Annotated in this window: 15 protein-coding genes and 1 pseudogene; 10 read left to right on the top strand and 6 right to left on the bottom strand. The window is 61.9% G+C overall.

Annotated elements, in window-relative coordinates:
* Positions 1-20 precede the first annotated feature (20 nt).
* The 6 genes from M1E12_RS09790 to M1E12_RS09765 all read left to right on the top strand — a co-directional run bounded on the left by M1E12_RS09790 (position 21) and on the right by M1E12_RS09765 (position 5540).
* Entirely contained in the window at positions 21-815 is a 795-nt protein-coding gene (locus M1E12_RS09790) for a thymidylate synthase (RefSeq protein WP_113460844.1), read from the top strand.
* A gap of 21 nt (positions 816-836) precedes the next feature.
* Positions 837-1358: a dihydrofolate reductase gene (locus M1E12_RS09785; RefSeq protein WP_479564561.1), complete on the top strand. Its 522-nt coding sequence runs from the start codon at positions 837-839 to the stop codon at positions 1356-1358.
* A 152-nt stretch (positions 1359-1510) separates the two neighbouring features.
* Positions 1511-2635: an FtsH protease activity modulator HflK gene (hflK, locus tag M1E12_RS09780; RefSeq protein WP_479564560.1), complete on the top strand. Its 1125-nt coding sequence runs from the start codon at positions 1511-1513 to the stop codon at positions 2633-2635.
* A 1-nt stretch (position 2636) separates the two neighbouring features.
* Positions 2637-3638: a protease modulator HflC gene (gene hflC, locus M1E12_RS09775; RefSeq protein ID WP_479564559.1), complete on the top strand. Its 1002-nt coding sequence runs from the start codon at positions 2637-2639 to the stop codon at positions 3636-3638.
* Between the two features lie 4 nt (positions 3639-3642).
* The gene (locus M1E12_RS09770; RefSeq protein ID WP_479564558.1) at positions 3643-3828 is read left to right on the top strand and encodes a DUF2065 domain-containing protein; all 186 of its coding nucleotides are present in this window, start codon (positions 3643-3645) and stop codon (positions 3826-3828) included.
* Positions 3829-3938: 110 nt separating this feature from the next.
* Positions 3939-5540 carry a Do family serine endopeptidase gene (locus tag M1E12_RS09765; RefSeq protein ID WP_479564557.1) on the top strand — a complete coding sequence of 534 codons (1602 nt, stop codon included), beginning with the start codon at positions 3939-3941 and terminating at the stop codon, positions 5538-5540.
* Between the two features lie 3 nt (positions 5541-5543).
* Here M1E12_RS09765 and M1E12_RS09760 read toward each other — a convergent pair whose 3' ends face one another.
* Genes M1E12_RS09760 through serB form a run of 3 tightly spaced genes read right to left on the bottom strand, consistent with a single transcriptional unit; the run spans position 5544 to position 9427 of the window.
* On the bottom strand, positions 5544-7919 hold the full coding sequence (locus tag M1E12_RS09760; protein ID WP_479564556.1) for a putative bifunctional diguanylate cyclase/phosphodiesterase: 2376 nt from the start codon (positions 7917-7919) through the stop codon (positions 5544-5546).
* A 39-nt stretch (positions 7920-7958) separates the two neighbouring features.
* Entirely contained in the window at positions 7959-8531 is a 573-nt protein-coding gene (locus M1E12_RS09755) for a GNAT family N-acetyltransferase (RefSeq protein WP_479564555.1), read from the bottom strand.
* A gap of 5 nt (positions 8532-8536) precedes the next feature.
* The gene (gene serB / locus M1E12_RS09750) at positions 8537-9427 is read right to left on the bottom strand and encodes a phosphoserine phosphatase SerB (RefSeq protein ID WP_310242380.1); all 891 of its coding nucleotides are present in this window, start codon (positions 9425-9427) and stop codon (positions 8537-8539) included.
* Here serB and miaA point away from each other — a divergent pair.
* Positions 9426-10340: a tRNA (adenosine(37)-N6)-dimethylallyltransferase MiaA gene (gene miaA / locus M1E12_RS09745; RefSeq protein WP_479564866.1), complete on the top strand. Its 915-nt coding sequence runs from the start codon at positions 9426-9428 to the stop codon at positions 10338-10340. The two genes, serB and miaA, sit on opposite strands and share 2 nt — an antisense overlap.
* Positions 10341-10347: 7 nt before the next feature.
* Here miaA and M1E12_RS09740 read toward each other — a convergent pair whose 3' ends face one another.
* Positions 10348-12465 carry an ATP-binding protein gene (locus M1E12_RS09740; RefSeq protein WP_479564554.1) on the bottom strand — a complete coding sequence of 706 codons (2118 nt, stop codon included), beginning with the start codon at positions 12463-12465 and terminating at the stop codon, positions 10348-10350.
* A 366-nt stretch (positions 12466-12831) separates the two neighbouring features.
* On the opposite strand from M1E12_RS09740, the gene M1E12_RS09735 reads away from it, so the two are divergent.
* Both M1E12_RS09735 and ilvN read left to right on the top strand, forming a co-directional pair.
* The gene (locus M1E12_RS09735; protein ID WP_377344426.1) at positions 12832-14589 is read left to right on the top strand and encodes an acetolactate synthase 3 large subunit; all 1758 of its coding nucleotides are present in this window, start codon (positions 12832-12834) and stop codon (positions 14587-14589) included.
* A 17-nt stretch (positions 14590-14606) separates the two neighbouring features.
* Positions 14607-15179 carry an acetolactate synthase small subunit gene (ilvN, locus tag M1E12_RS09730; RefSeq protein WP_113460856.1) on the top strand — a complete coding sequence of 191 codons (573 nt, stop codon included), beginning with the start codon at positions 14607-14609 and terminating at the stop codon, positions 15177-15179.
* A gap of 356 nt (positions 15180-15535) precedes the next feature.
* On the opposite strand, the pseudogene M1E12_RS09725 reads toward ilvN, so the two are convergent.
* Positions 15536-15784 (bottom strand): annotated as a pseudogene (locus M1E12_RS09725) (metalloregulator ArsR/SmtB family transcription factor); the annotation flags it as partial.
* 165 nt (positions 15785-15949) lie between these two features.
* Complete coding sequence (locus M1E12_RS09720; protein WP_479564553.1) at positions 15950-16795, bottom strand: aldo/keto reductase; 846 nt, start codon at positions 16793-16795, stop codon at positions 15950-15952.
* Between the two features lie 156 nt (positions 16796-16951).
* Between M1E12_RS09720 and M1E12_RS09715 the strand changes: the two genes are divergently transcribed.
* Positions 16952-17545 carry a LysE family translocator gene (locus tag M1E12_RS09715; RefSeq protein WP_479564552.1) on the top strand — a complete coding sequence of 198 codons (594 nt, stop codon included), beginning with the start codon at positions 16952-16954 and terminating at the stop codon, positions 17543-17545.
* The last annotated feature ends 2 nt before the right edge of the window (positions 17546-17547 follow it).

Below are 17547 nucleotides of genomic sequence, written 5' to 3'. Positions count from 1 at the left end.
AACGACTCGATGATGGACCCATGCACCAGTATCACGACCTCCTTCGCCACGTGCTGGAGAATGGCAGCGACCGCGGTGACCGCACCGGCACGGGCACGCGGTCCGTCTTCGGCCATCAGATGCGTTTCGATCTTGCCGATGGTTTCCCGGTCATCACGACGAAGCGGCTGCATCTGAGGTCGATCATTCACGAACTGCTCTGGTTCCTGAAGGGCGATACCAATATCCGCTATCTCAAGGAAAACGGTGTCAGCATCTGGGACGAATGGGCCGACGAGAACGGGGACCTCGGGCCGGTCTATGGCGCGCAGTGGCGCTCCTGGCCGGATTATGACGGCGGGCATATCGACCAGATGGCGAAGCTCGTCGAGAGCATCAAGACGAACCCGAATTCGCGGCGGCACATCGTGACGGCCTGGAACCCGGCGCTTGTGGACGAAATGGCGCTGCCGCCCTGTCACTGCCTGTTCCAGTTCTACGTGGCGGACGGCCGCCTGTCCTGCCAGCTTTACCAGCGTTCCGCCGACATCTTCCTCGGTGTGCCCTTCAACATCGCGTCCTACGCGCTGCTGACCCTGATGATGGCGCAGGTGACGGGGCTGGAGCCGGGTGACTTCGTGCACACGCTGGGCGATGCACATCTCTACGCAAACCATTTCGACCAGGCGAAGCTGCAGCTGACGCGCACGCCGAAGGCATTGCCGGTCATGAAGCTAAATCCGGAGGTAACGGATCTGTTCTCGTTCACCTACGAGGACTTTACGCTGATCGGCTACGAAGCCGATGCCAGCATCAAGGCACCGATCGCCGTCTAGGCGGCGGAAGGGCTCGTCTGAATGAATGCGATCAAGACCGTCATCATCGTCGCCGTGTCGGAGAACGGTATCATCGGCCGCGACGGCGACATGCCGTGGAGGCTGTCGACCGATCTGAAGCGCTTCAAGGCGCTCAGCATGGGCAAGCCTCTGGTGATGGGGCGCAAGACCTTCGAGTCCGTCGGATCGAAGCCGCTGCCGGGCCGTCCGCATGTCATCGTCAGCCGCAGTCAGCAGATCGAGATGCCGGGTGTAGAGACCGTCGGAAGCCTGGACGAGGCGCTCCGGCGGGCCAAAGAACTCGCTGTCGATGCCGGTGTTGATGAGGTCTGCGTGGTTGGCGGTGGCGAGATCTACCGACAGGCTCTCGGGCTTGCGGATGTCCTTTATGTCACCCATGTCGAGACGATCGTGGATGGTGACACCTCGTTCCCGGCGATCGATCCGGAAATCTTCGAGCGGGTCGAGGAAACACGCGTTCCGGCGGGGGAAAAGGACAATTACCCCACACGCTACGCGATATACCGTCGCAGGAGCGGCTGATAACGCAAAATTTGCCCTTTCCGCAGAAGAAGTTGGCCGCCTCGCGTTGAAAGGAGTGGCTGCGATACCTATAACCCTCTGGAACCTCATGCATGTCGGCCGATCGGCCCGCGGGCAGGGGACTTGGGAGCTTTTACAGCAAAGAGGTATTGATGCCCTGGAGCAATCAGAACGGCGGCGGCGGCCCATGGGGCGGCGGCGGCGGCGGTGGTAATAATCAGGGCCCCTGGGGGCAGGGGCCAAACCGGCCACGCGGTAACGGTGGCGGCGGCAATCAGCCCCCGGATCTCGAAGAACTTATCCGCCGCGGTCAGGACCGGCTCAAGAATGTCGTCCCCGGCGGTTTCAACGGCGGTGCCTTCGTCATCGTCGGCATCGTGCTGGTCGCCTTCTGGCTGATCCAGGCCGTCTACACCGTCCAGCCGGACGAGCGCGGCGTCGAACTTCGCTTCGGCAAGCCCAAGGAAGAGGTGGCCATGCCTGGCCTGCACTTCCATCTGTGGCCGATCGAATCCGTCGAGATCGTCAAGGTCACCGAGCAGCAGCAGAACATCGGCAGCCGTCCGACCTCGAACAATCCGGGCGCCGGGCTGATGCTCAGCGGCGACCAGAACATCGTCAGCGTCCAGTTCTCGGTGCTCTTCACGGTCTCGGATCCGCAGGCTTATCTGTTCAATCTTGAAGACCCGACGCAGACCCTGCAGCAGGTCTCGGAAAGCGCCATGCGCGAAGTGGTCGGTCGCCGTCCGGCGCAGGACGTCTTCCGCGACAATCGTGAGGAGATTTCCACCCAGGTTCGCGACATCATTCAGGGCACCATGGACACCTACGGTGCCGGCATCGCGATCAATGCTGTTCCGATCGAAGACGCTGCTCCGCCGCGCGAAGTGGCCGAAGCCTTCGAAGAAGTTCAGCGCGCACAGCAGGATGAAGATCGTTTCGTTGAAGAAGCGAACCAGTATGCCAACCAGCGTCTCGGTCAGGCACGCGGTCAGGCTGCCCAGATCCGTGAAGAAGCGGCTGCCTACAAGGATCGTGTCGTCAAGGAGGCCGAAGGTGAGGCTCAGCGCTTCGTCTCGATCTACAACGAATACGTCAAGGCACCCGATGTCACGCGCCAGCGCCTCTATCTCGAAACCATGGAGAATGTCCTGCGCAATTCCAACAAGGTGATCATCGACGAGCAGCAGGGTGTTCTGCCTTATCTGCCGCTCAACGAAATCACGCGCCAGTCGGGCAATCAGCCTGCCGGCCAGTCGACGACGGGAGGGAACTGACATGCAGAACCGTCTTCCCTATATCCTCGTCGCCATCGGCGTCGCCCTGTTCTTCGTCTATTCGTCGATCTTCGTGGTCAATGAACGCGAACAGGCCATCGTCCTGCGCTTCGGTCAGATCCAGGACGTGAAGAGCGAACCGGGCATCTACTTCAAGCTGCCCTTCGCCTTCATCGACGCTGACCGGGTACAATATGTCGAAGACCGCGCTCTGCGCTTCGACCTGCCGAATATCCGCGTTCAGGTCCGCGGCGGTGCCTTCTACGAAGTCGACGCCTTCGCCGTCTATCGCATCGCCGATGCCCGCCGCTTCCGTGAGACGGTTTCGGCCGACCGTGAAGCTGCAGAATCGCGTCTGCGCACCCGTCTCGACGCAGCCCTGCGCCGTGTCTACGGTCTGCGCAACTTCGATGCGGCGCTCTCCGAAGAGCGTGGTTCGATGATGTCGGACGTGCGCAACGATCTCCAGGCCGCAGCCGAAAGCCTCGGCCTGCAGGTGACCGATGTGCGCATCCGCCGTACGGACCTCACGCAGGAAGTCTCGCAGCAGACCTTCCAGCGCATGAAGGCCGAGCGTCTCGCTGAAGCCGAACTGATCCGCGCCCGCGGTAACGAAGAGAGCCAGCGTCGCCGGGCGATCGCCGACCGTCAGGTCGTCGAACTTCAGGCCGAAGCGCAGCGCGATTCGGAAATCCTGCGCGGTGAGGGCGATGCTCAGCGGAACAACATCTTCGCCGAGGCCTTCCAGCGCGATCCGGGCTTCTTCGAGTTCTATCGCTCGATGCGGGCCTATGTCGCCGCCTTGAGCGATCAGGGCACGACAATGGTCCTGTCGCCGGACTCGGATTTCTTCCGCTTTTTTAACAGCGGAATGAACACAGGTGGCGCTTCGCAAGGCACTCCGACGCCGCCGGCAGGCACGACGGCACCTTCGGCTCAAGCGCCGGCTCAGGCGCCAGCGCAGACACCGGCTCCGACGCCCCCGGCAGCCGTCGGCAATTGACCTGATGGACGACCTGCTCGCAGGGTTCGCTATCTTTTTGATCATCGAGGGGCTGGCCTATGCGCTGGCCCCTCGTTTCATTGTGCGGATGGCAAGGCTCCTGCCGCATGTTCCGGAAGACCAATCGCGGCTCCTCGGGCTCGGCGCCGTGATGACAGGTGTCGCAATCGTCTGGTTGCTGCAGGGCTGACAAGATCTGGTCGCAACCGGCGGATAGAGCTATTCCGGGAATTGTGATTTTCCCTCTGCCCAAACCGCCTTATGTTCTATGAGACCCCAGATAAATCAGCGAGGAAGCCGATGATGAAACCTGCCCGCACGTCGCGAATGATTCTGCCGGCTCTCCTCGTGGGAACCGCACTGGCTGTCGGCACGGTTGGCGCACCGCAGCGCGTTTACGCCCAGGGGCCTGATTCGGTTGCCGATCTTGCAAGCGGTCTGTTGGGCGCGGTGGTCAACATCTCGACGTCCCAAAGCGTCGCCGACGAGGGCGAGGGCCCCTTGCCGCAGGTGCCGGAGGGATCGCCGTTCCAGGAACTGTTCGAGGACTTCTATCGGAACCGTGAAGGTGCCGAGCCGAACAGCAAGGTCAACTCGCTGGGTTCCGGCTTCGTGATCGATCCGACCGGCTTCATCGTGACCAACAATCACGTGATCGAAAATGCCGACGACATCGAGGTGATCTTCTCCGACGGCTCCAAGCTGAAGGCGAAGTTGATCGGCACCGACACCAAGACCGACCTTTCAGTTCTCAAGGTCGAACCGCCGCAGCCTTTGACGTCGGTGAAGTTCGGCGATTCCAAGAAGATGCGCATCGGCGACTGGGTCATGGCGATCGGCAACCCCTTCGGGCTCGGTGGATCGGTGACCGTCGGCATCATCTCGGCCAGTGGCCGCAACATCAATGCCGGCCCCTATGACAATTTCATCCAGACGGATGCGGCCATCAACAAGGGCAATTCCGGCGGCCCGCTGTTCAACATGAATGGCGAGGTCATCGGCATCAACACCGCGATTATTTCGCCAAGCGGCGGATCGATCGGGATCGGTTTTGCCGTGCCGACCGAACTCGCCGAGAATATCGTCAACCAGCTGATCGAGTTCGGCGAAACGCGTCGTGGCTGGCTCGGCGTGCGCATCCAGCCGGTCTCGGACGAGGTGGCGGAAAGCATGAAGATCGGTCGCGCCCGCGGCGCCTTGATCAGCGGCGTCGTCGAAGGCGGTCCGGTCGCGAATGGGCCGATCCAGGTCGGCGACATCGTCACCAGCTTCAACGGTCGCGCGATTGCCGAGACCCGCGATCTGACACGGATCGTGGCCGAGAGCCCGATCGGCGAGCCGCTCGACGTGGTAATACTGCGTGACGGCAAGGAGCAGACCGTGAAGGTGACGCTCGGCCGTCTCGAGGACGACGAGGTGGCGAGCAACGAAACCGATCCGGAAACCGTGGTCGAACCGGGTGAAGAGGGAACGGCACCGGAGGATCAGGATGGCGATACCCCGTCCGATGATCCGCAGGCGGGTGAAGAAGCGCCGCAGGCCGAAGAGGCTCCGGGCGACGCACCCGGCGCCGAAGATCAGGCGCAGCAGGCGGCGCCTGTCACTGAGGGCTTGATCGGCGTGGAGCTGTCTGAACTCGACGATGCCAAGCGTCAGAGCTTCTCCATCGCCGAGGGTGTCGAAGGGGTTTTGATCACCCGCGTCCTCCCGGGCTCCAAGGCCGAGAGCAAGGGGCTGAAGGTCGGCGAGGTGATCGTCGAAGTCGCGCAGGAATTCATGAAGACGCCGCAACAGGTCGCGCAGAAACTCACCAGCATCAAGGGTGAAGGACGGCGCAGCGGCTATCTGATGATCGCAGACAGCGACGGCAATCTGCGGCTGGTTGCGGTGCCGCTCGAATAGCGATCAGGCCGAGAGGCGCTGGACAGACGTGCTGTTGTCCCGGAGATATTGCTCGAAACGGTCGAGTGGCTTCGGCCGCCCGACGAGATAGCCCTGGATCTCGCCACAGCCGAGTTGCCGCAGCAGTTCGAACTGACCGTTGGTTTCCACGCCTTCCGCTGCGACGCTCATGCGCAGGTCGCGGGCGAGCTTGATGACGGCCTCGACAATCGCGCGGCTGTCGGAGTTGGTCTCGAGGTCCGAGATGAAGGACTGATCGATCTTGAGCTTGTCGAAGTGGTAGCGGCGCAGATAGCTCAGCGACGAGAAGCCCGTTCCGAAATCATCGAGCGCGATGCGCAGGCCGAGCCGCGACAGGGAGGCGAGCGTTTCCTCAACGCCGATCGCCGTCTCCATCAAAAGGCTTTCGGTGACCTCGAGTTCCAGGCGATGGGCCGGCAGGTCGTTCTGGCGCAGGGCCGTTTCTACCAGTGGCAGCAGGCCAGGGCTCAGGAACTGGCGGGACGAAAGGTTCACGGCGATGCGGACGCTATCCGGCCAGCTGGCTGCGTCCTTGCAGGCCTGGCGAAGAACCCAGCTGCCGATCGCGCCGATCTGGCCCGATTCTTCAGCGATCGGAATGAATTCGGCCGGGCTGATGACGCCAAGCGTCGGGTGGGTCCAGCGAAGAAGCGCCTCCGCACAGACGACCTTCCGGGATTGGGCGTCAATCAGTGGTTGGTAGTTGATGCTGAGCTGCTCTTCCGCCACGGCGAGCGCCAGTTCCTGCTCGATCAGGCTTCTCCGTCGAGCTGCGGCGTCGAGGGAGGAATCGAAGAAGCGGTAGCGATTTCTGCCGTCGGCCTTGGCGCGGTAAAGGGCCAAGTCCGCATTGCGCATCAACTGGTCAGGGTCTGTGCCATCGATCGGGGCACAGGCAATCCCGATGCTAACGCCGATATGCGCCATGCCCGTGCGAAGGGCGATCGGCTTTTGCAGCTTGTCGATGATCCTTGCCGCGAGCAAGGCGGCACTCTGCGGGTCGTCACCGGAGAGATGCAGGATGGCAAACTCGTCGCCCCCGACACGTGCCAGCGTATCGGATTCGCCACGCAGCTGGCTCAGGATGCTGGCGACCGAGCGCAGCAGCTCGTCGCCTCCCGTGTGTCCCAGGTTGTCATTGATCTGCTTGAAGCGATCGAGGTCGAGGAGAAGAACGGAGAAGGGGTCGCCGAAGCGCTCATGGCGGGAGACGGCGCGGGTGAAATCCTCCGCCAGCATCACCCGATTGCCCACCTCCGTCAGCGGATCGTGGCGCGCCATGTGCTCGATACGGATACGGCTTTCACGGCTGGCGGTCACGTCACGGCCGACGCCACGATATCCCGTGAAGTTGCCCTTCGCATCCAGAATGGCTTTGGCCGTCAGGGACCAGATCGCCAGTTCGCCGCCGAGCTCGACACAGATGTCCTGATCGCGAAACGTCTGCTTGGAGAGCAGGCTGTTGACGAAATTCTCACGACAGTTGCGACCGTCCACACTGACCGGCGAGAAGGGAATGATGCTGGTGATCGGCCGGCCGAGGACCATGTTTTCCGGCACCTGCATCTGCTCGTAAAAGCGTGCGGATGCGCGCTCCAGATTGAAGTCGCGGTCAACGCCCCACAGCCAGTCTGCAGCATTCTCCTCGAAGTCGTTGAGCAGAAGATTGATCACATCGCGTTGTTCGTCGGCGGCGATCTTCGCGCGGACGCGCTCCGTCAGGCTGCGGCATACGGCCAGTGATGATCGGATGATGATGGCTGCGAAGACGAGGTAGAGGGCGAACAGGTAGGCGCCTACCGCTGTCGGATCGCGGGAGAGGGCAACGGCCGCGCCGATGGCTACCGTGCCGCAGAAGGTGATCGCTGCCGGCGGAATGGTTGCCAGTGCAAATCCACCGCCGCCGGCCATGCCGACCGTCAAGGCGATCAACACCATCCGCTGGGTTTCATCGGCGACGTGATAGGCAACGACGTCCAGCGTCGCCCAAAGGCCGCTGAGCAAGGCAGCGTAGATGACTGCCCGGACTGTTCCACGCAGGCTTGCGCGCTCTCGCGGGCCCCGATTGCGGTTACGCCACCAGGAAAAGCTCGTATAGATGGCGCAGGCAAGAATGAGTAGACATACGAGATTGACAGCCAAGGATGCCGAGCTTCCCTGGAAAACCAACATTGCAAGCATTGCGTTGCAAATGTTGGCAGCCATCATCCATGGGGTGCTGGCCCCGACCACGGAGAGGCGGACGGCGCGAATGCGTTCGGCTTCTTCCGCTGTTTGTCCGCCTTCTCCAAGGCGCAGGAAGCGGTCGAACATGTGGATCATCGGGCCGGCTACACGCGCAAGGATTCTTGTGTCCATAGCGCAATTTATAGCCACTATATTTTAAGTCTGCGTAAATTAGTCGTGTTGCTTTGTTGCGGTTGGCCGAATATCGCCTGTCGAGCGAAAAAGAACATGTCTCTTCAGGTGCGGATGCGTGTCGGGGACATTCGGATGATCGAAGTCTTGTCCTTGCAGATACTGCATCCCAAGGCGGCGCATGACAGCGGTGGACCGGATGTTGTCATGGACGGCAAAGGCGTAGATGTCGCGCAAGCCCAAGTGATCATGGCCGTATTGGAGCAGGCGTTTGCCAGCTTCGGTGACATATCCATTGCCCCAGTAGCGAGTGGCCAGGCGCCAGCCGATTTCCACTGCGCCTTGCGGAAGGATGGCCGGTAGGTCAACCCTCGCCAGACCGCAGAAGCCGTAGGCCTCGTCGGTGTCGCGATCCGCCAGAGCGTAGAAGCCCAAGCCCGTCTCTGCGATCGTATCACGGTTGCGCGCAAAGAGCAGATCGCATTCGGCATGGCTGCGTCGCAGCGGGAAGAAGGTCATCACCTTCTCATCGCGGTTGATCTCATAGAAAAGATCGCGGTCGCCTTCCTGCCAGTTGCGAAGGACAAGCCGCTCGGTTTCGACAAGGATCATTGGTCTTAGCCGGTAACGAAATCGGTCTTTCGGTAACCCTGGAGATAGAGCAGGGCAGTCAGGTCTCCATGATCGATGCGGATCTTGGCTTCTGCTGCTACAGCCGGTTTCGCATGCAGGGCAACGCCTGAGCCGGCGATGCTCAGCATGCCGAGATCGTTGGCGCCGTCCCCGACGGCGATCACATCATCAGGCGAAATGCCGAGCTTGCCGGCGATGTCGAGCAGAGAATCCACCTTGGCCTGCTTGCCGAGGATGGGTTCGGCCACTTCGCCGGTCAGAATGCCATTCTCTTCGATCAGGATATTGGCGCGGTTTTCATCGAAGCCGAGCCGGCTTGCGATCGGTGCCGTGAAAACGGTGAATCCGCCGGAGACGAGGGCCGCGTAGCCGCCTCTGGCCTTCATCGTCGCGATCAGTTCGCGCCCGCCGGGGGTGAGCGTGATGCGCTTCTCGATCACCTCGTCGACCACAGTGATCGGCAGGCCCTTCAGCAAGGCGACGCGCTCGCGAAGCGCCGGTTCAAAGGCGATCTCGCCGTTCATGGCGCGGGCCGTGATCTGGGAAACCTTGTCTTTCAGCCCGACTTCGGCGGCCAGTTCATCGATGCATTCCTGGCCGATCATCGTCGAATCCATGTCGGCGATCAGGAAGGACTTGCGTCGCGTCTCTGCATTCTGCACGGCGACGTCCACCGGATGGCCGGCGACGGCCTCGCGCAACAGGCGCTCCGCCTCGACCGGATCGGCATGGTCGAGGAGCGGGATGTCACAGGCAATGCCGTCGGCGAGCCAGTACAGACGTGAGGATGCCACCGCGTCTGCAGCCTTCTCGGCGAGCGCCGGGGTCAGAACAGGGTTTGACGGATTGGCGACAAGCGTGGCAACCAAGGCCATGATGGAAGATCCTAGCATGAACAACGACGCGATCCTGATAACCGGGCCGACCGCCAGCGGCAAGTCCGCGCTCGCTCTCGCTTTCGCCAAGCGCCACGCAGGCGTGGTGATCAATGCCGACAGCATGCAGGTCTACGACACGTTGCGGGTCGTCACGGCGCGCCCCAGCGTCGAAGAGATGCATGGGGTTCCCCATGAGCTCTATGGCCATGTCCCCGCCGGTCGGAGCTATTCGACAGGTGAGTGGCTGCGAGAGGTCGAGATGCTGCTCGTTCGCTTGCGCAGCGAGGGGCGCTTGCCGGTCGTCGTCGGCGGGACGGGACTATACGTCAAGGCCTTGACGGGTGGATTGTCGGACATGCCTGCCGTGCCGGATGCCTTGCGCGCCGAGCTGCGTCAACGGCTGGAGACAGAGGGAGCGCTCGCGCTGCATGAGGAGCTTGCGCAAGTCGACCCGCCCATGGCTGAGCGTCTCAATCCTGGCGATGGGCAACGGATCGTCCGGGCGCTCGAGGTCATTCGCACGACAGGGCGATCGATCGCCGATTTTCAGAAGCAGTCCGGGCCGGTTCTCGTTGATCCGGATCGTGCGTTGAAGCTCGTTGTCTTGCCGGATCGCAAGGTGCTTCACGAGCGGATCAATCGTCGGTTCGAAGCGATGATGCACGAAGGCGCGATCGAGGAGGTGGAGGCCATCCTGGCGCTTCGGCTGCCGCCGGAGATGCCGGTCATGAAGGCGATCGGCGTTTCGCAAATTACCGAAATGCTTGCCGGACGCATCAGTCGGCAAGATGCGATCGAGCGCGCGTCTGCCGCGACACGGCAATATGCGAAGCGGCAGATGACCTGGTTCCGCAATCAGATGGATGACCGCTGGCAGCGGGTCGATCCGGCGACATTCCGGATCGAGTAATCGGCTTTCAGTCCCGCTTGTAGAGGCTCGAAAGCGGCTTCTTCAGGATGCTTTCGCGCAGGGAAGTGCCACCTTCGCGGCGGAGCGGTTGAGAGCCGAAAGCCGGCGGCGGCGGCTCTGCGGCATAGGCCGGAGCCGGTGTCTCGGGACGAGGACGCAGGACTTCGTCCGCACCGGCGCGCGGCAGCATGTCCGGTCGGTAGGGCTCGATGGCGGGCGTCTCGGAGGCCGCAAGCGTGTGGCGTTGGATCGGCGGCTCGTAGCTCGGGCGAGGGGCCTGTTGGAACGACGGCATGGGCTGTGGCGGAGGAGCCGCCGGGCGGCTCATGAAAGCCGCGCGGGGATCATCGTATTGATCCTCGTCGTCGAACTCCTCGTCGTCATAGATGCCATCCGGTGCGTTCGGCACGTGGCCGCCGCCGAAACTGCTGTCGAAGGCCTGCTGGAAGGCCGAGATATCCGGCCCGGCGATGGCCCGCATGCGGCTGACGATCGTGCGCAGGTCGACGGTGTCGGGCGTGTCCTCGGTGTATTTGGCGTTCACGCCATTGGCCTTTGGCAGCTGGCGTTCCTCAACGCGGCTGAAGCGCATGCGCATGGGCACGGCGATGGCCTCGCCAAAGGCGATCGCCTCACCATTACCGATCGAGGAGATGAAGCTGGTCGTCGAGATCGAGCTGTCGGGGATCGCCGAGCGGATGATCTCCTGGTCGCGGTCGTTGGCAAGGCGCATGGCAAAGAGCGTCGAGCACTGCGAGAGGATGGTCTGGTCGAGCTCGCCAGGTCGCTGGGTGATGACGCCGAGCGACACGCCATATTTACGGCCTTCCTTGGCGATGCGGGCGATGGCCTGACGGGTCGGGAAGAAACCGAGCGTGGGATCAGCGGGCACGTAACGGTGCGCCTCTTCGCAGACGACGAGCATGTGGATCGCGCCGTTCGACCAGAGCGCCAGTTCGAAGGCCATGCGGCAGAGAACAGAGGCGACGGAGTTGACGACTTCCGAGGGAATGCCGGCCAGCTGGAACGTGGAGATCGGGCGGTCGTCTCCCGGAATGCGGAAGATATGCGCGATCGTCTCCATGATCGTGTCGCTGATCGTGTTGTTGGAGAACATGAAGTGATAGCGCGGGTCGTTGACCGCGGACATGATGCGCATCTTCAGTGACCGCAGGAACGGCTTTTCGCCGCGGCCTTCAAGACGCCCGATGCGTTCGTCGATGAGCGCAAGCAGGTCCGCGATACGATAAGGCACCGGCGTGTCGGCGGTCATCGAGCTCTTGTCGGCCATGCGGCGCATCAGGGCGCTCTCATTGCCGCGGAAGGCGCGTTTTGCTTCCGGCATGAGGTCGCGCAGGATGTCGAGTTCCTCCGGCACGGGTGGACGCCCACGGAAGAGAACTTCCGCGAACTCGTCGAGGCGCATCAGCCAGAAGGGCAGGTCGAGGGTATCCGTGTCGATGACGACGGCAAGCTCGGGGAAGGCGGCCGCGAATTCGTTGTGCGGGTCGAGGATGAGGATGCGCAGCTTCGGATCGCTCTCGATCGCCTTGCGCAGGAGCAGCGACACGGCGGTGGACTTGCCGACGCCGGTCGAGCCGACCACGGCGAAGTGCTTCGAGAGCATTGACGGAATGTGGATCGTGGCGTCGATCGACTCGTCCTGGGTGAGCTTGCCGATGACTGCCGTGTCCCCGAGCCGCGTGTCGTAGATGCGGAGCAGGTCTGCGGCGCGGATGCGGTGGGCGATCGCACCGAGATAGGGATAGCGCGATATGCCGGTCGAGAAGACTTCCTTGCCGTCCTGCTGGACATAGACCTCGCCGAGAAGCTCGACCTCGATGAGGAACTGGTTGTCGGCGCCTTCGCCCCAGTCCTTCTCCTCGGTCTGCATGGAATAGGCTAGTGCCACGACCCGGTTCTTGCCGACGCTGATCGAGATCAGCCGGCCGACGGACCAGAGTTCGGTGAGGTCGGTTCCGCCGTCGGCCGCAACGGCAGAAATGGTCGCGCGCGAGCCGTTACAGGCGACGACGCGCCCCAGCATCCGGTTGCCAGGCCGCATGCCATCGCGGCGGTCTTGTTCTCCGGCATCGCCGGACTTGTGAAGATCATCGTTCAACAAGCGCACTCTCCCTGCTGGCGCAAGCTTAGGCGGCAGCGCTTAAAATTTCGTGTAATTCATTAGGCGGATGGCGAGATGTGATCGGACTCGGCGCAACAAACTTTCGTGCTGCAAGGCAAAAATTTGCAAAAGATGCGTTGACGCTCGGGGGCTTTCTGGCTAACACTTCGGCCCATGAAAAACTCGGTTGCACTTATCGTGGTGGGAAGGCGCATGGGCAGGATGGTGTAACCATCCGGCGATAGCCACCCATGCGCTAGATGACAGGCTCCTCAAAGGGGCCTTTTTTTATGCCCTGAACCGGGTTATCAGCCCCAAAACCAAGAAGGCAGATGGAAACACAGCATGACGGGTAAAGACAATCAGATGACTGGCGCCGAGATCGTCCTGCGCGCGCTCAAGGATAACGGTGTCGAACACATCTTCGGCTATCCCGGTGGGGCCGTGCTTCCGATCTATGACGAGATCTTCCAGCAGGACGACATCCAGCACATTCTCGTACGCCATGAGCAGGGTGCCGGCCACGCTGCCGAGGGTTATGCGCGCTCGACGGGCAAGGTTGGCGTCATGCTGGTTACTTCAGGTCCCGGCGCCACCAATGCCGTGACGCCGCTTCAGGATGCGCTGATGGACAGCGTGCCGCTCGTCTGCATTTCCGGCCAGGTTCCGACCTCGCTGATCGGCTCCGACGCCTTCCAGGAATGCGACACCGTCGGTATCACGCGCCCCTGCACCAAGCACAACTGGCTGGTCAAGGACGTCAACCAGCTGGCCTCGATCATCCATGAAGCCTTCCGCATCGCCCAGACGGGCCGTCCGGGTCCTGTCCTTGTCGATATTCCGAAGGACATTCAGTTCGCCACCGGCACCTATACGCCGCCGGATGCCCACAAGGCGCTGAAGAGCTACCAGCCGAAGGTTACGGGTGACGCTCGCGCGATCCAGGCCGCCGTCGAGCTGATGGCGTCCGCCCGCCGTCCGATCATCTATTCCGGCGGTGGCGTCATCAACTCCGGTCCGGAAGCCACCAAGCTCTTGCGCGAACTGGTTGGTCTCACCGATTTCCCGATCACCTCGACGCTGATGGGCCTCGGCTGCTATCCGGCCTCGGGGAAGAACTGGCTCGGCATGCTCGGCATGCATGGTTCTTACGAAGCCAATATGGCGATGCATGACTGTGACGTCATGGTCTGCATCGGTGCGCGCTTCGACGACCGTATCACCGGCCGCCTCAACGCGTTCTCGCCGAATTCCAAGAAGATCCACATCGACATCGATCCGTCGTCGATCAACAAGAATGTCCGCGTCGACGTTCCGATCACCGGTGATGTCGGCCGGGTTCTCGAAGACATGGTCCGCGCCTGGCGCGCCCTGCCGAAGAAGCCCGAGGCGTCGCAGACGGCTGAGTGGAATTCAACCATCGCCAAGTGGCGCGCCCGCAACTCCTTCGCCTATACGCCGTCGAAGGACGTGATCATGCCGCAATACGCCTTGCAGCGGCTCTATGAGCTCACCAAGGATCGCGACACCTACATCACGACCGAAGTCGGCCAGCACCAGATGTGGGCCGCTCAGTATTACGGCTTCGAGCAGCCGAACCGCTGGATGACCTCGGGTGGCCTCGGCACCATGGGTTACGGGTTGCCGGCAGCACTCGGTGTGCAGATCGCCCATCCGGAGAGCCTCGTCATCGACATCGCGGGCGATGCCTCGATCCAGATGTGCATCCAGGAAATGTCGGCCGCCATCCAGTATGAAGCACCGATTAAGATCTTCATCCTGAACAACCAGTACATGGGCATGGTCCGCCAGTGGCAGCAGCTCCTGCACGGCAACCGTCTGTCGAACTCCTACACGGAAGCCATGCCTGACTTCGTCAAGCTGGCCGAAGCCTATGGCGCCGTCGGCATTCGTTGCGAAAAGCCCGATGATCTCGATGGTGCGATCCAGGAGATGATCGACGTGAAGAAGCCCGTGATCTTTGACTGCCGCGTGGCCAATCTCGCCAACTGCTTCCCGATGATTCCGTCGGGCAAGGCGCATAACGAGATGCTGCTGCCGGACGAGGCGACGGATGAAGCAGTCGCCAATGCCATCGATGCCAAGGGCCGTCAGCTCGTCTGACCGGGAGGAACAAGACCATGAATGCACATCTTCAGCCGACCGGCTCGGCCTATTTCATCGCCAAGGAAACCGCCACGATCGAAAGCCACACGCTTTCGGTTCTGGTCGACAACGAGCCGGGCGTTCTTGCTCGCGTCATCGGCCTGTTTTCCGGTCGCGGCTACAACATCGAAAGCCTCACGGTTTCCGAGACCGAGCACGAGGCGCATCTCTCGCGCATCACCATCGTGACCCGCGGAACGCCGACCGTTCTCGAACAGATCAAGGCGCAGCTCGAGCGCATCGTGCCGGTGCATCGCGTGCTGGATCTGACCGTCCGCGCCCGTGAACTGGGCCAGGAGCGCCCGATCGAGCGGGAAGTGGCTCTGGTAAAGGTGGTTTCGACCGGCGAGATGCGCGCCGAGACCCTGCGTCTGGCCGATGCCTTCCACGCCAAGGTGGTGGACGCGACCGTCGATCACTTCATCTTCGAGATTACAGGCAAGTCCTCGAAGATCGACCAGTTTGTCTCGATCATGAAGCCGCTCGGCCTCAACGAGATCTGCCGCACCGGCATTGCCGCGATGAACCGAGGCCCGCAAGGCATGTAAGGAATTCGGGAATACCCGAAATGCAGAAGGGCGGCCCGTTGGTCGCCTTTTTTTTGTTGTCCGCTGTTTCAGTTCATGCCGAGGAGGTCAAGGAGGCCCATCTGCTGGGGTGCAGGGGGCAGGTCGACTTCCGCCTTTTTCGGCTTTTCCTTAGCTGGCTTCTCACCAGCCTTTGCCTTCGAAGCCTTCTCCGGTTTGTCAGAGGCTGCCCCGACGTCTGCCGGATCGGCCTTCTTCTTTGTCGGCTTCTTCGCCTTAGCGACCGGTTCCTCCTGCGTCGCCGCCTCGACCATTTCGCCGTCGATTTCTGTCGTCGTCAGCATGGCGGTCAGCGCATGGCGCAGGGCTGCGGGTCTCAGGCTGTAGTGGATGTACTGGCCCTTCTTCTCGCCTTCGATCATTTCGGCATTTTCGAGGATCGAAAGATGCTGGGAGATCGAAGGCTTGGCCATGTCGAAGCGGGCGGCGATTTCGCCGGCGGTCAGGGTCGACTGCGACAGATGCACCAGCATCATCCGGCGGGGATCCGAAGCGAGCGCGTGAAAGACCCGGGACGAGATCTTGTCCATTGCCGGATGAACTTCGGTCTTTCCGCGCTTTGCCATGTCATGCCCCTCAGCCTGCGGATTTCACACCGCAATTTTTCAGTTAGGCAATCTCCTAATTTCCTGAGGGGCTGCGGTAAAGTGCCGGAAATGCGGGGCCTGTGGATAGATCGCGATTTTGCGGTGCATGGGCAGGATAGGGTGCCGCCCGGCCTTCTCTGGCCTCTACAGCATCGCCAGCGGCAATTTCCGCGACGGGGGCGGGAAGGCGGCGTCGAGGCGGGCCCAGTCTTCGTCGGAGATGTCGAGATCGACCGCGTCGCGGTTTTCCTGAAGACGGCGCAGGTTCGAGGTCTTCGGGATCGGGATCACCCCGTCACGCTCCAGCAGGAAGGCAAGGGCAACCTGTGCCGGGGTCGCCTGATAGGCCTTGGCGATGTGAATGAGCTCCGGGTGATGGAGGATGCGGCCCTGCTCGATCGGGGAATAGGCCATAATCGGGATGCCGTGCTCCTGACACCAGGGCAGGAGGTCGAATTCGATGCCGCGGCGGGAGAGATTGTAGAGGACCTGATTGAGGGCGCAATTCTCGCCATCGGCCACGGAGAACAGCTGCTCCATGTCGTCAAGGTCGAAATTGGAGACGCCCCAGGCGCCAATCCTGCCGGCCGCTTTCAGTTCTTCCATCGCCGCGACCGTGTCTTCGAGCAGGTGTTCACCGCGCCAGTGCAGGAGATAGAGATCGAGATGGTCGGTACCGAGACGGTCGAGGCTGGCATGGCAGGCCTTGATCGTGCCGTCATAGCTTGCATTCCACGGGAGGACCTTGGAGACGAGAAAGGCGTCTTCGCGTCGATCCTTCAGCGCTTCGCCGACTATGCGTTCGGCGCCGCCATCGCCATACATCTCAGCCGTGTCAATCACCGTCATGCCGAGATCGAGCGCCAGCCTGACGGCATCGACTTCTGCCTTGGCCTCGGATCTCGTTTCCCCCATCATCCAGGTGCCGAAGCCGAGCGTCGGGATCTCCTGGCCGCTCGGCAGAGTGACAGTGGGGATGGTGTCATGCATGGTGATCCTCCTTCGGGCGGGATGCGCGAAGGATAGCGAGGCGGCCCCGCGAGGCAAGGACAAAGCGCTGTTGTCTTCGTGTCACCGTAACAAGAATGCGGATGGCATAGATCCAAAGGACAGCTAGGCTGACATAAAAATTCGGGAGAAACATCCATGTCGGCCGATACGCTTTTCGCGCTCGTCCTCTTTGCCTTTGCGACCTCGATCACGCCGGGGCCGAACAACATGATGCTGTTTGCATCAGGCGTGAATTTCGGCTTCCGGCGGACGGTGCCGCATATGCTCGGCATCGGTGCCGGGTTCCTCTCCCTTCTGATCGGCGTGGGTATGGGCCTGGGGGCGGTGCTGCATGCCTATCCGCCGGCCTTCATCGCGCTCAAGGTCGCCGGCGGTCTTTATCTCCTGTGGATCGCCTGGAAGATCGGTTCGTCGCGCTCGATGGGCGAGGGGGAGGCCAAGGCGCGACCGATGACGTTTCTGGGGGCTGCCGCCTTTCAATGGGTCAATCCGAAAGCCTGGGTCATGGCGGTGACAGCCATGGCGGTCTATCCTGATCCGGAGCAGTATGCTCTGACGGTGGCGATCGTCGCGCTGGTGTTTGCGGCTGTGAATGTACCCAGTGTCTCGACCTGGGCGGGATTCGGCTCGGCGCTCAGGGAGTGGCTGGCGGTGCCAGTCCGGCTCAAATGGTTCAATATCACCATGGCTGTGCTGCTCGTGCTCAGCCTCTGGCCCATGCTGAAATAGGA

This window comes from Rhizobium sp. K33, assembly GCF_056501445.1.
The sequence above is the reverse complement of the archived record's forward strand: the minus strand, read 5'-3'. Positions and strand labels throughout refer to the sequence as shown.

Coding starts and splice junctions, on each gene's coding strand:
- M1E12_RS09790 (WP_113460844.1), top strand. CDS start 21: ATGCACCAGTATCACGACCTCCTTCGCCACGTGCTGGAGAATGGCAGC.
- M1E12_RS09785 (WP_479564561.1), top strand. CDS start 837: ATGAATGCGATCAAGACCGTCATCATCGTCGCCGTGTCGGAGAACGGT.
- hflK (WP_479564560.1), top strand. CDS start 1,511: ATGCCCTGGAGCAATCAGAACGGCGGCGGCGGCCCATGGGGCGGCGGC.
- hflC (WP_479564559.1), top strand. CDS start 2,637: ATGCAGAACCGTCTTCCCTATATCCTCGTCGCCATCGGCGTCGCCCTG.
- M1E12_RS09770 (WP_479564558.1), top strand. CDS start 3,643: ATGGACGACCTGCTCGCAGGGTTCGCTATCTTTTTGATCATCGAGGGG.
- M1E12_RS09765 (WP_479564557.1), top strand. CDS start 3,939: ATGATGAAACCTGCCCGCACGTCGCGAATGATTCTGCCGGCTCTCCTC.
- M1E12_RS09760 (WP_479564556.1), bottom strand. CDS start 7,919: ATGGACACAAGAATCCTTGCGCGTGTAGCCGGCCCGATGATCCACATG.
- M1E12_RS09755 (WP_479564555.1), bottom strand. CDS start 8,531: ATGATCCTTGTCGAAACCGAGCGGCTTGTCCTTCGCAACTGGCAGGAA.
- miaA (WP_479564866.1), top strand. CDS start 9,426: ATGATGGAAGATCCTAGCATGAACAACGACGCGATCCTGATAACCGGG.
- serB (WP_310242380.1), bottom strand. CDS start 9,427: ATGGCCTTGGTTGCCACGCTTGTCGCCAATCCGTCAAACCCTGTTCTG.
- M1E12_RS09735 (WP_377344426.1), top strand. CDS start 12,832: ATGACTGGCGCCGAGATCGTCCTGCGCGCGCTCAAGGATAACGGTGTC.
- ilvN (WP_113460856.1), top strand. CDS start 14,607: ATGAATGCACATCTTCAGCCGACCGGCTCGGCCTATTTCATCGCCAAG.
- M1E12_RS09720 (WP_479564553.1), bottom strand. CDS start 16,795: ATGCATGACACCATCCCCACTGTCACTCTGCCGAGCGGCCAGGAGATC.
- M1E12_RS09715 (WP_479564552.1), top strand. CDS start 16,952: ATGTCGGCCGATACGCTTTTCGCGCTCGTCCTCTTTGCCTTTGCGACC.